Below are 12,634 nucleotides of genomic sequence, written 5' to 3' on the forward strand. Positions count from 1 at the left end.
AACGACGATCCCAAACCTTTTATCTGGCGCAAAACAGCGGATCAAATCATTGCATCAATCGCTCGTCTTTCCGATAAGCTGAATAATAAGACGAACTTTTGTTAAGGCACACTAGGGAGACTCTGAATAAGTCCCCAAAATCAGCGATAATACGGCCATCATCAACCGCATAGGATTCGGTGCCACCATGGATCAGATGACCTTCTCCGAAGCCGAGTACCAGAACAAGAAACGCAAGACCCGCCGCGAGATCTTTCTGGAACGCATGGACAAGCTGATTCCCTGGAAGCAGTTGGAGAAGAAGATAGCCCGCCATTATCCGAAGGGCCAGAACGGCCGGCCGCCGTATCCGCTGTCTGCCATGCTGCGAGTCCACTGCATGCAGCTGTTCTATAACCTGAGCGATCCGGCCATGGAAGATGCTCTGTACGAGATCGAATCCATGCGGCGCTTTGCCGGTCTGAGACTTGCGGACCGTCTGCCAGACGAGACCACCATTCTCAACTTCCGGCATTTCCTGGAGCGCCAAGGCCTTGGCAAGGTGTTGTTCAAAGAGGTGAACAAGCATCTGGAGAAAAACGGCCTGATGCTGCGTGAAGGCAGCATTGTCGATGCCACCATCATTTCTGCACCGAGTTCCACCAAGAACAAGACAGGCCAGCGTGATCCGGAAATGCATCAAACCAAGAAAGGCAATGAGTGGCACTTCGGAATGAAGATGCACATCGGCGTCGACGACACGCTGGGCCTGATTCACAGTATCGATACCACCGCTGCCAACGTTCACGACATCGTGCCCACCGGTAAACTGCTGCATGGTGAAGAGCAACGAGTCTTTGGTGACGCCGGTTACCTTGGCATTCAAAAGCGGGACGAACATAAGCACCGTAAGAATGTGTCCTGGTTCATCGCCAGGCGCCCCGGCACCCGGAAGAAGCTGGATGCCGACAAACTGAAAGCCGAGGAAATCAAAGCCAGTGTTCGTGCCAAAGTGGAGCATCCCTTCCGGTACATCAAACAAGTCTTTGGTTACGGCAAAGTCCGCTATCGCGGCCTCGCCAAGAACAACAACCGGCTGCATTTGCTGGCGGCGTTCAGCAACCTGTTGATGGGCGAAAAATACCTGCTGGCGTAGGGCCAGTGCGCCTGTTTTCCGCCAAAATGGCTGGAAACGGGCAAATAACACACAAATAACTGGAGAATAGTGTCTGAATTTTCGAATTTTTGCCGGCTCAGATCGATACTGGCGAAAATCGGCGGTTATTCAGACCTTCCCTAGAAAAATTTCCTCCTCATGGATACGTTTCCCTTCGGAATCTTTTAAATAGACAGTCACTGTTAATTCGTTGATAGTGCGAGGACCGGTGTTTCTGGCGGAAATCCTAATGGCCGGAGCATTATCTCGACGGTAGGTATCGATTCTCCGCGTCGTGAATTCGGTAATCTCAACGTAGTTTTGAAGATACTCCTGACCTTCTCTCCAGGTTGGGTATTTTTTCAATGCTTTGTCGTAGTGATAGCTGAATATATTGAAGCCATCACCCATAATGGCGGCCTCCAAATCCTTGGCAATCTGGTAGGCACGCTCGAAGTTGTTTATATCCAGAGCTGCCTCAATTTTCGGGGTATAACTTTCTACAAGACGGGTGTTGTGAAAATGAACTGCACCTTCAGGCTGTCCAACTGATGGGGTCCACCTCATCTAGGCCGTCCAGGAGTTCTTTTTCGGTTGGGCGTTTGGTTTTCATGGCACACTCTCCGCAATCACAAGCAGGCCAACTCCGGGGCAGTGGGCTGCAGATAGTATGACTTTACCACCCGAACGAAGCGAGCTACATAGCCGCACTCGCCCAATGGTGGGGGCAGCCATTCGTCGGGACATTTGGCTCCCTTGCTCAGGCTCGCCTCGACCGACAAAAGATTAACCGGGTCATTGGCGATGGACCGGCGCTTCTGGCCAAGCCACTCTCTGGCTCCGCGATCCCAAACCCAGGCCAGCGGCACAACATGTTTTGTGCCCTCAAGGAACAAGCTTTGGTCACAAAGCGAACATACGGATTGGGCAATAACGCTTACAAAATGCGCGCCTACGGAATTGGAGTAGAAGGCGCAATGCAGCAGGACTCGTCATGCCTGAATTTGTTTAGAGATTAGCGAAGTCGATGAGTCTGTGAGAGCTCGATATAAACATCTACTGCGTCCGAGAACGGCTTCGATTTCCAGAAAGCCGAGTTGAAGAACCGCCTTACAGCAACCAAATCTCAATTCTCTCCGCTATCTCCAGAGCACTCTCAACTTCGGCACCAAGGTATCGCGAGGTACCGGACTTACTTCCGCAGCAGGGAAGTCCAAAAACCGTGTGTTCATTAATGACCCGTTACCTATGTCCTGACCGGTATAGGTCATTACCGTCAGGACAATAGCCGATACCAAAGTGACAGGTCGGGAAGGTAGGTAATAGCTAACAGCACCACCAACGCTGCCAGCAAAAACCATTTCACATCACTCAGCATCGACAGGAATGAGATTCGATTAGTCATCGCTGCAACGTAAAGGTTCGTTGCTAGCGGAGGTGTCAGAAGGCCGATCTCGATGTTAATCACCACAATGATGCCGAAATGAACCGGATCGATCCCGAAAGACGCCGCCGCTGGCGCCAGCAGTGGACCCATTAAAAGGACAGCCGCGCTGGTCTCCAAGAACATACCCACGAGCAGCAACGCGAGATTCACGGCAAGCAGGAATACCAGAGGGTCGTCGGTAAAACCGGTTGCCAGAGCCGCGATGGCCTGAGGTACCTGCTCAAGAATCATTGCCTTGTTGAACAGGCTTGTCAGGCCAATCACGAACATGATGGCCGCTGCGCTGATTCCCGCCTTGAAAAACACCGTGTTTAGCGAACCAAGATCCAGTACCTTTCTGGCAACCGTCAAAAAGATGGCATAAACGGCAGCCACCGCAGCCGCCTCGGTCGGCGTGAAGAAGCCGGAGTAGATACCTCCCAATACCAGAGCCGGCAATAACAGAGCAGGGCCCGCACTCTTCATTAGTCCGGCCATACGTCCTGCCGTGGATGATACGTCAGAACTGGCGGTTGTTTCGGTCTTCTCGCCACCGACAGGCAAAACATATCGGGCCCGCAGCGTGTGTGTGAGCATCAAGGCCAAAATGAAAAGAAAGGCCGGTACCAGCGTGGCCATAAAGAGCTGGGTCACCGAGACCCCAACCACCGAACCATAGAGAATCAGGGGAATTGATGGCGGTAGCAGCACGCCGGCCAGGCCCGTCGACGCATTCAGGGCTCCGATATAGCCTGGGGCATAACCGCGCCGCTTCATCTCCGGCCCGATCGCCGTTCCCATGGCCGCCACCGTAGCCACGGACGATCCTGTCATTGCGCCCATCATGGCACTGGCGGCGATCATGATATGCCCCATCGGTGCGCGAAGCCTTTTGACAAAGAGCTCGCTGAACTCGATAAGCTCCCGGACCATACCTCCCCTGGACATAACTTCGCCGGCCAGCAGGAACAGAGGAATCGCAAGAAGAGGATAGGCCTGTAGTGTGTCGAAAGGCGCAGACGCCATGTATTCAATGCTCATGTACCAGGCGTCGGCATTCATGACAACGATCAGCGCAAAGGCCACGCCAATGGGCAATCCAAATACCAGCAGGAGTAAAAGAACCGGAACAAATGTCATTTTTCCCGCTCCAGAGAGTTAACAAAGACCGCCAGAAGATCTATCAGGCTGTGGAACAGCATCAGCGCCATGCCAACGGGAATAAAGGCAAGCGGAATTGCCAGAGGCGTTCCTAGCTCCAGCATCTGCTCACCCGATTCGACAGCTTCACTGAACACAAACCAGCCGCTATAGACGAAAATGCCTGAAAAGACCATATTCGCTACTGCGGTGACTACCCGGCTCAACGTACTGACGCCCCGCAATCCGATCAGCCGGAGTGCATCAACAGAGATATGACTCCCGAGGTAGGTGCACATCGCGGCGCCAACAAAGGTCAGGGGAATGACAGAGACCAGAGCCCACTCCCCGAAGTTCGGCCATGGCAGATTCAGGTTCCTGACCAGGATGGTCAGGAAAACAGTCACTACCATGGTTGCCAGAGCCAGGGTGCAGGTCCATTTTTCCATCCAGAATAACCGGTCTTCCACCTGAAGAATCCAGCCTGCAAGCCCGGTTCTTCTGTTGGTATTGATCACTTGTGTCATACCCATGGCCCCGCACTCCTGAGTCAGTTGCCTTCAACTTCCTTTCGAAGTTCAGCAATTCTCTCCTCGCCGTAGACTGGAGTGAGCTTTTCCCAGATCTGCATACCGAGTTTCTGAAATTCCGCCATTGCCTGGGGCGAAAGTTCTGTTACTTTCACGCCGGCTTCTTCCATTTCGGCAATGGCGGTCTCGGTCATCGCCCGGTTTGCTTCAACCTGACGCTGCCCCACTTCCATAGCGGTTTCGATGAACAATGCACGATCCTTTTCCGACAAGCGTCCCATGAGTTTCTGGCTCGCTGTGATCGTAGACATCACGTAGGAATGGTTTGTGATGGTGACGTACGGCTGGGTTTCGAAGAACTGCGCCAGATGAGTCAGAATCACGCCATTTTCCTGGCCATCGACCGTGCCCTGCTGAAGGGCTGTAAACAGCTCCGGGAACGGAAGAATCACGACGTTCACGCCAGCCTGCTCAAAAAACATCTTCAAAGACTGAGAAGGAACAACCCTCAACTTCAGACCATCCAGGTCACTTACTTCGGTGATTTCTCTTTCAGAGTTGGAGATGGTCCGAAAATCGTTCTCGAAATAGCCGATCGCTTTCATGCCGTTTCGCTCCAGAGTGTCGTTCAGGGTCTTCTGAATAACACCGTCTGGAGAGTAGAAGATCCGGTCCACGGTTTCATAATCGGTTGCGATGTAGGGAAGAATGTGGAAATCGAACAGCGGGTCCAGCCCCACCAATGAGTTGGGATTCACGAAGGCCAGATCCAGACTGCCTCGCTTGAGATCCCGGCCGATGGCCTCATCGCCACCGAGTTGCCCTGCTGGAAAAACCGCAACGGAAATCCGTCCGTCAGTTCGCTCATTGATCAATTTGGCAAATTCGTCAGCAGCTTCGCCGACAGTGGTGTTCTGCGGAAATACATGGGCCAGCCGCAGTCGCATTTCGGAAGCTGAAGCCATACCGGAAGCCATAAAAACGAAGATAAGGGGGAACAAAAAGAAACGTAAAGACATTGTTGAAAGGCTCATAAGAACTCCTAAATTCGACAATCGGCCCTCGACGGGCCGACTTTCATTTTTGTTTTAAAGTACACCTCAATAACGGATCTCAACTCCCGATTCATGACGTGTAGTAGTCAAACTAGCCCAACTGAATTCAGAGTTCAATATGTTTCAAATTTTTTGTATTCAGAAGTTCAACTTCTTTCAGTGATATCGAAGGCACTTGCCCAATTAACTAGTTCTCCGCTGGACACTGACACCATCGGCATCCGGCTTGAGAGCCCGGTATAACCTGAGCTGGTAAAATCGGAACTTGGCGTATTTCTAGGGACGAAGTTACCTCAACTGCCAACTGGTAAATTCCTCAGATGTATCCTTAGCAGATTGGCATAGCTACATGAACTCAAGATGGAGTTATTGTCAAATCTGGTGTATGACCATCAGGCAGCGTCTCTGTCAGATTGATCATCCACCCGTTCTCCATCCCGAAACTGGACGTTGTTCACGACCAGTCTGAGTTGGTCGAACCCTTTGATCCGCTTCCAGCGTTTCTGGGCGGACTGGAGCAGTTTGAACACCATCGATAACGTGGTGTCGCGGTTGCCACAGGATCGGCTTCGCTTGGTTCTCAGTCGTACGGTAGCGAAAGTGGATTCAATCGGATTGGTCGTCCGCAAGTGGATCCAGTGAATCGCCGGAAAATCGTAGAAGGCCAGCAGTTCGTTGCGGTCCTTTTCCAGGTTGTCCATGGCCTTGGGGTACTTGTCCCGGAACCGCCGCAAGGTACTGTCAAAGGCCTTGTGAGCGCCGTCACGGGTCTCGGCCAGGTAGATCTCGTGCAGTGCCGACTTGACCTTCGGTTGTACCGATTTAGGCAGCTTGTCCAGCACATTAGCGGTCTTGTGCACCCAGCATCGCTGGTGCCGGGTGTCCGGAAACACCTTGCTCAGGGCCTTCCAGAAGCCCAGTGCGCCGTCGCCAACAGCCAGCTTGGGCGAAGGCTCCAGGCCCCTTTCCCGTAAGTCTGTGAGCAATTCTCGCCAACTGGCTTCAGACTCCCGGTGGCCGTCCTCGGCGGCAACGAGCTCCTTGTGGCCGTGCTCGGTCACGCCGATGATCACCAGCAGGCAGAGCTGTTCGGCGACAATTAGGATGACCGGTCGGACAAGATAGTTGACGCCAGACACAGAGCCGGTCATCCAGACGGACGTTGCTGTACACGCCGTCTGCCCACCAGTAGACGTAACGCTTCTGGCTCAGGTCTCGCCGCTGCCAGTCCTTGTGCTCATCCAGCCACTTCGCCTTGAGCCGGGAGACCGTGTTCGCCGACAACCCGTTGGCCTGCTCGCCGACCAGGGCACTCAGGGCCTCCTGGAAATCGCCAGAGGAGACACCGCGCAGGTAGAGCCAGGGGATGAGTTCATCCAGACTCTGAGCCCGCTTCAGGTATGGTGGCAGCAGCTGACTGTTGAAGCGAATGCCAGAACCACTGCGGTCCCTGACCTTGGGTACCTGGACATCGACATCCCCAACGCCTGTCTGAATGGTGCGCTTTGGTAGATGACCGTTGCGGACTACCGCCTGGCGGCCATCGGGTGTCGATACATCGGCATACTGATCCAGCAAGCCCTGAAGCTCCGACTCGACAGCCCGTGCAATCAGGTCACGGGCACCCTGTCGGATCAGGTCGTGCAACGGGTCATTGGTGGCTACTTCTGGCTGTGAAAGAGCATGCAGGTTAGACTTGGACATGGCGTATCGTTCCTCTGTTGGTTGTGATCTTGGCGGAGATCAACCAACAGGATACGCCACCCCTTCAGCCTGCTTCCATACACCAGAAATCACCATAACTCCTCAAGATGTCTTCCTTCCCTAAAGCTGTCCGGAAATCTCCACCCCCAAGCTCTCCAACTAGGCAAGGAGCTCATGTCGGCTGTCAAGTTTGCGAACACCATCCATAGCGAAAACTTGTTGCCAGCGCCCACAGACGAAGAAAAGACTCAGAATGCTTTATATAGAAAGCTTCATGCTTGACCGAATGACCCAGAAGATTTCAGGTGAAATTGACTAGGGCGACAGCCAAACGACTGCAGAGGAAAAAGTGAGAAATGACAAAGCAGTAGATAACAGGACAATTTTTGCGACGCGTCCGGTATCCGCATTAAAACGTTCGGACAGCATTGGGACGTTGCTTGCACTAGGCAGAGCTGCAACAAGCGCCAACAGCCCCAGGGGGACAACGCCAATATCCGCCCCCAGAGCGATTGCGATATATCCAATGCCAAGAACAAGTAGTGGATGAATGAGTAGCTTCAATGTCACGATTACGGGTATGTCAAATCGCCTTGCCGTCGGCATTGATCCTCCGAGAACAGTCATCTGCGAGCGCGCCAGCACTGCGCCTATGGTAAAAAGGGCAGTTGGCGAACCGGCATCAGCAAGCATATCTACGGTATCCCGCAAGGGGCCAGGCAGATTGAAATTAGTGGCAGACGCAGCTCCTCCCAGCAAAATGGCCCAGGGGAGCGGATTTACGGCAACTCTCTTGAGAGCGCTAGTTATCGACTTCACCACTCCCTGGGACTCCCCTGCTGACCTGCTCGCCAGGGCAATACAAATTGATGAGGTGATAACCATGTCGATGGAGATGGAAATCAGCAGCGGTCCGGCCACTGCCGGACCAATGAGAGCAATCAACAGAGGCATGCCCATGAAGCCGGAGTTTGGGAAAGCCGCCACGAGCGCACCGAAAGACGCATCTTTCCAGCCAATTCGCCCACGGAGGGTCACTGCGATGGTTACTCCCAGCATAATGAGAGCACAGATAAGGTAAGTGATGAACAGCCCCGGATCCAGAAGCTTATCAATCGGCGTGCTAGCCCCGAACCGATAGAGCATGCAGGGTAAAGCAAAGTACAGAACAAAGCCGTTCAGGCCTGGTATGGCATCCAGTTGCAGCACCTTAAAGCGCGCAGCAAGATAGCCACACAGTACCAGAGCAAAAAACGGAAAGGTAACCAGAAATATCTGTTGCATAGATAGATGTGCCCTGCGGGCGCCAACTGCTTAATAAGGTTCGGTTCGATCAAGGGAACAATTGAGCGCCGGTCAGAAACACATTCCGTAGATGATCAGGACGACTTAACCACTTGCTCCCGCAAGACCCGGTGGAGAATTTTTCCCGTTGCTGTACGTGGCATGTCCTTGTCATCGATAAAAACGATCGAACGTGGACACTTGTAACCGGCAATACGCTCCTTGACCCAGTCGCGAAGTTCTTTCTCGGTAATCGTTTCGCCCTGATGTAAAACAGCTACGGCCTGGACCGCCTCGCCCCACTTTTCGTCAGCAACACCGATTACCGCAACATCCTTGATACTCGGATGTCCACCAACCACACCCTCAACTTCAGAGGGGTAAACATTCTCGCCACCGGAGATTATCATGTTGCTCTTGCGATCAACCAGCCAAATGTAACCATCTTCATCCCTGCGCGCCATATCCCCAACAGAACACCATTCCCCATTAAATGCCTCAAGCGTTTTTTCGTTGTTACGCCAATAGCCCGCGAACGCATAGGCTGTTCGGGAAAACAACTCTCCCACCTGACCATCTGCTACCTCCTCGCCATTGGCATCCAGCAACTTGATTGGCCCGCTAAATGCCCACTCTCGCCCAACAGACCCCAACTTCGTGATCTGCTCTTCTGGGCGCAAAAGGGTGACCCAGCCAGCTTCGGTTGAACCGTAGAGCTCATAAAGCTTGCCATTGCGGAAATAATCCATGATTGCCAGCTTGGTATCTTTTCGGGCGGGTGCTGAGGAAATCATCAATTTACCGACACTATCCATGTTGTAGCGGCTTTTCACTTCTACGGGAAGAGAAAGCAACATGATGTAGTGGGTGGGGACCAGCGACGTAAAGGTAACTTTCTCTTCGGACAGTTTTTTGAGAAGTGATTCGGGATCAAAACTGGGACTGTCGTCGATGATGCAGGGCGCACCCAGGTATATAAAAGTGAGGGCAAAGTAGATTGAATTCGCATGACACATCGGCATAACCAGCAGGCCTGTGTCATCGGCCGTGAATTCCATTTCCACGGCAGTCGCCATCGCAATCAAGGAATTGCCTTCGTGGTTGCGGATTGCTCCTTTCGGCTTTCCCGTTGTTCCCGAGGTATAAAGCAATGCGAACGTGTCCTCAGGAGCAACTTTTCCAAATTGAGCCTTTCTGTCCGAAACGCTGCCGGCAAGGGACTCATATGGCGCCCACCCCTCGGGTGCCGAGCTGCCAAGAGAAATGTAATTGCTGCCCTCCAGAGAAACGTCGTTTCTGATCGAGTCGACAAGCTCGGTAAACTCTTCCCCGGCTATCAACGCGCTGGCTTCACAGTGCTCAAGGATGTAGCTGATTTCCGCCCCGCGCAGCCTGAAATTGAGTGGCACGGTCACCAAACCCGCCCTGGCCAGAGCGACATAAATCTCCATCCATTCGATACAGTTGTAAGCTAACACGCCTACCCGATCACCTTTTTTCAGACCAAGTTCCAACAAGCCACTGGCTAAAGAGCTTGCCCGGCTGTCCCATTGCGCGTAGTTGAGTTCACGCTTTGAATCACGGGCGCCCAAGCGATGTGGATTCACCCGCGCATGTGTCGCGACCGCGTCGGAAATAGTTAATAAGTGGCTCATAGCCAGTCTCCTTAGCATTGTTCTTGGGTGCAAACTCGGCGTAGAGAAGATTCTATAGACTTCTGAATTCCGAATACGGTAGAATTTTAAACCAATCGCTCAGGTTTGCAACCACAGGTTTCGCCCACTGGCTCTTCCTCCGGTTTCAGTCCTGCCCAAAACAACAACACCGGGTCTTTCGATCCCCAGGAGATGACATGGCCATTCAGACGCTTTCCGAGAACTCTTCGGCGGCTGTTATCGCTCGCTTCCTCAAAGCCAGAGGTGTAAAACGGGTATACGCTCTATGCGGCGGCCACATCATGCCGATGTGGATGCAACTCGATAAGGCTGGCATTCAGATTATCGACGTCAGAGACGAGAGGGCAGCGGTCTACATGGCCCATGCCGAAGCTCAGCTGTCTGGTGGTTTTGGTGTCGCCATGGTGACTGCCGGGCCGGGAATGACCAATGCAATGACTGGCATTGCCAATGCGCACACATCCCGTATCCCTGTTATGGTTATTTCCGGTGTACCGCCGCGGTCCCAGGAAAACCGCGGGGCTCTTCAGGACATGCGCCATACCGAGCTGGTACGACCGATCACCCGCTACGCACGTACCGTACGACAGCCAGAGTTGGTTCTACAGGAGCTTGATGAAGCTGCTTCCTGTGCGCTGGGTCATGGCGGCGAGCCCGGACCTGTCTACATCGACTTCCCCGTTGATACGCAACGCGGCGAGATCCCCTCAGCTCTGTTACTGGACGAACACTTTGCACCCAAGGGACTCCCCCGAACGCTCCCGGAGCCTTCCGATGTTCGCAAGGCGGTGAACCTCTTGTGGTCTGCAAAGCGACCCCTGGTAATAACCGGCCGGGGTGCTATGGGCGCTGGCAAGCCTCTGTCTGAACTGTTGTCCAGGCTCGGTGCGGCATACCTTGATACAGGCGAAAGCAAAGGCCTGATTCCCGAGGACCACCCCTCCGTGGTCGCAGCCATGAGAGGGTCGGTGATGGGACAGTCAGATTTGCTGATTACCATCGGAAGAAAGCTGGACTTTCAACTTGCTTATGGGTCACCCGCCGTCTTCGGAAACACCAAATTACTGCGCCTCTCAGATTCTGCATCGGAAATTCGAGACAACCGTCGCGGTGATGTTGAATTGCTGTGCGATCCGGGGATGGCGCTTCAGGCCATTCTCGATGAAGCTGGCGATCGTGAGCCCGCAACTGACATGGCCTGGTCCCGCGAACTCCGCAACAAACACATTGAGCGCTGCGAAAAACTGTACCGGACAATGCAAGAGGCCGAGCCCGGGAGTGACGGGCTCATGCATCCCAACCGGCTTCTGGCGGCCCTACGCAAGGCCATTCCGAAGGATTCGGTGATCGTTGCTGACGGCGGCGATTTTCTCAGCTTCGCCCGGGTCGGCCTGCCAGCAACAACCTACCTCGACCCGGGATCCCTCGGCTGTATCGGAATCGGCACGCCTTTTGGAATATCTGCGAGCCTTAATCGGCCGGATCAGACTGTTGTGGTGGCTACCGGCGATGGTTCGTTCGGATTCAACGCCATGGAGATTGACACGGCCGTCCGCCATAACGCGCCGGTTCTGATTGTTGTTGCCAACAACGGCTCCTGGGCCATTGAGGTAACCGATCAGAAGATGACCCATGGAAAAGTCACCGGGACACACCTTCAGTTCTCCGACTATTCAGCCATGGCCAGAAGTTTTGGCATGCACGCCGAACGAGTAGAAAAACCGGAAGATCTTCCCGCCGCCATCGAGCGGGCACTGGCTAACCGGCCCGCGTTGCTGGACGTTCTGGTAACTCCAGAAGCAGTCTCATCGGACGCGAAATCTGGTCTTGCCTGGGTTCCGGACTTGCAACCTCTCACTGTCTGGAACGATGCAGAAACCAAATGGCGGGGTGATTAACGCCCCGTCGGCCAAACACCGTAAAATTGGGTTTATATGAATTAATACCTTAAAATGATAGCATTCAGTATTCTGTGGCTCTGTGGAAGGGAATTCGATGAAACCAATTGCGTCTCAGCCTAATCTCGCCAAACAGGTGGAAGAAGCCATTCTGGCCGAAATAACCAGCGGCAGACTGGGCCCCGGATCAAGGGTGGTTCAGGAACAGATAGCGAAAACTCTGGGAGTGTCCCGTCAGCCAGTTCAGCAGGCCCTACACATTCTCAGAAGCCAGGGCATTCTCCGCGACGCCCCAGGACGGGGGATGGAAGTTGTGCCACTTGATCTGGTTTACGTCCGGAACATGTATGATATTCGAGCCGTTATCGAGGGGTTGGCCTGCCGGGAAGCCGCTTTTAGACATCCAGAAAAGGCATTGAGAAGAGGACAAAACATCATTGCCAAAGGGAAGGACGCCGTCAATCGGGGTGCCTATGAGGAAATGATCGCTCAAGACATGGCATTCCATAACATGATTTATGAATTGTCGGATAACCCCCTTATTCCAGCTACAATGGATACGCACTGGACTACAGCACAGCGCGTTATGGGTGAGGTTCTCCAGAGTGATGAAGAACCACGCGACATCTGGCAGCAACACGAGGAAATTTTGCTGGCCATTGCGGCAGGGGACGCTATTAAGGCCGAGGAGCTTGCTCGCACGCATATCTCGCGCGCGGCCAATTACATGATTGAACGATTAAGATTGAATCAATTGGAAAGCGAAGTGCACGCCTCCTAACAGAG

The 12,634-nt window shown here is 53.4% G+C and carries 10 protein-coding genes and 1 pseudogene; 3 read left to right on the top strand and 8 right to left on the bottom strand.

All coding sequences use genetic code 11. The features are described 5' to 3' along the window. Nucleotides 1-187: 187 nt before the first annotated feature. Entirely contained in the window at nucleotides 188-1,135 is a 948-nt protein-coding gene (locus CDH48_RS18350; RefSeq protein WP_100690155.1) for an IS5 family transposase, read from the top strand. Between the two features lie 129 nt (nucleotides 1,136-1,264). Here the strand turns inward: CDH48_RS18350 and CDH48_RS18355 are convergent, their stop codons facing one another. The 8 genes and pseudogenes from CDH48_RS18355 to CDH48_RS18390 all read right to left on the bottom strand — a co-directional run bounded on the left by CDH48_RS18355 (nucleotide 1,265) and on the right by CDH48_RS18390 (nucleotide 9,929). Further along, nucleotides 1,265-1,702, bottom strand: a complete 438-nt coding sequence (locus CDH48_RS18355; protein WP_100690156.1) for a hypothetical protein — start codon at nucleotides 1,700-1,702, stop codon at nucleotides 1,265-1,267. A 62-nt stretch (nucleotides 1,703-1,764) separates the two neighbouring features. After that, a complete protein-coding gene (locus tag CDH48_RS19765) occupies nucleotides 1,765-2,004 on the bottom strand; it encodes an HNH endonuclease family protein (RefSeq protein ID WP_379923846.1) in 240 nt (79 codons plus the stop codon). A gap of 407 nt (nucleotides 2,005-2,411) precedes the next feature. After that, nucleotides 2,412-3,701 carry a TRAP transporter large permease gene (locus CDH48_RS18365; RefSeq protein WP_100690157.1) on the bottom strand — a complete coding sequence of 430 codons (1,290 nt, stop codon included), beginning with the start codon at nucleotides 3,699-3,701 and terminating at the stop codon, nucleotides 2,412-2,414. Further along, complete coding sequence (locus tag CDH48_RS18370; protein WP_100690158.1) at nucleotides 3,698-4,234, bottom strand: TRAP transporter small permease; 537 nt, start codon at nucleotides 4,232-4,234, stop codon at nucleotides 3,698-3,700. The genes CDH48_RS18365 and CDH48_RS18370 overlap by 4 nt, the downstream gene beginning before the upstream one ends. Before the next feature lie 17 nt (nucleotides 4,235-4,251). Continuing rightward, entirely contained in the window at nucleotides 4,252-5,265 is a 1,014-nt protein-coding gene (locus tag CDH48_RS18375; protein WP_198515534.1) for a TRAP transporter substrate-binding protein, read from the bottom strand. A 413-nt stretch (nucleotides 5,266-5,678) separates the two neighbouring features. Then, nucleotides 5,679-6,990, bottom strand: a pseudogene (locus CDH48_RS18380) (IS256 family transposase). A gap of 315 nt (nucleotides 6,991-7,305) precedes the next feature. Then, nucleotides 7,306-8,274 carry an AEC family transporter gene (locus tag CDH48_RS18385; protein WP_100690159.1) on the bottom strand — a complete coding sequence of 323 codons (969 nt, stop codon included), beginning with the start codon at nucleotides 8,272-8,274 and terminating at the stop codon, nucleotides 7,306-7,308. Nucleotides 8,275-8,369: 95 nt separating this feature from the next. Next, complete coding sequence (locus tag CDH48_RS18390) at nucleotides 8,370-9,929, bottom strand: class I adenylate-forming enzyme family protein (RefSeq protein WP_100690160.1); 1,560 nt, start codon at nucleotides 9,927-9,929, stop codon at nucleotides 8,370-8,372. 197 nt (nucleotides 9,930-10,126) lie between these two features. Here CDH48_RS18390 and CDH48_RS18395 point away from each other — a divergent pair, with 197 nt between their 5' ends. Then, the gene (locus CDH48_RS18395) at nucleotides 10,127-11,848 is read left to right on the top strand and encodes a thiamine pyrophosphate-binding protein (RefSeq protein ID WP_100690161.1); all 1,722 of its coding nucleotides are present in this window, start codon (nucleotides 10,127-10,129) and stop codon (nucleotides 11,846-11,848) included. 97 nt (nucleotides 11,849-11,945) lie between these two features. Continuing rightward, nucleotides 11,946-12,629 (top strand): GntR family transcriptional regulator, encoded by a 684-nt coding sequence (locus CDH48_RS18400; protein WP_100690162.1) that lies wholly within the window; start codon nucleotides 11,946-11,948, stop codon nucleotides 12,627-12,629. Nucleotides 12,630-12,634 lie beyond the last annotated feature (5 nt).

The sequence above is a fragment of the Marinobacter aromaticivorans genome (genome assembly GCF_002806975.1).
Classification (GTDB): Bacteria; Pseudomonadota; Gammaproteobacteria; order Pseudomonadales; family Oleiphilaceae; genus Marinobacter; species Marinobacter aromaticivorans.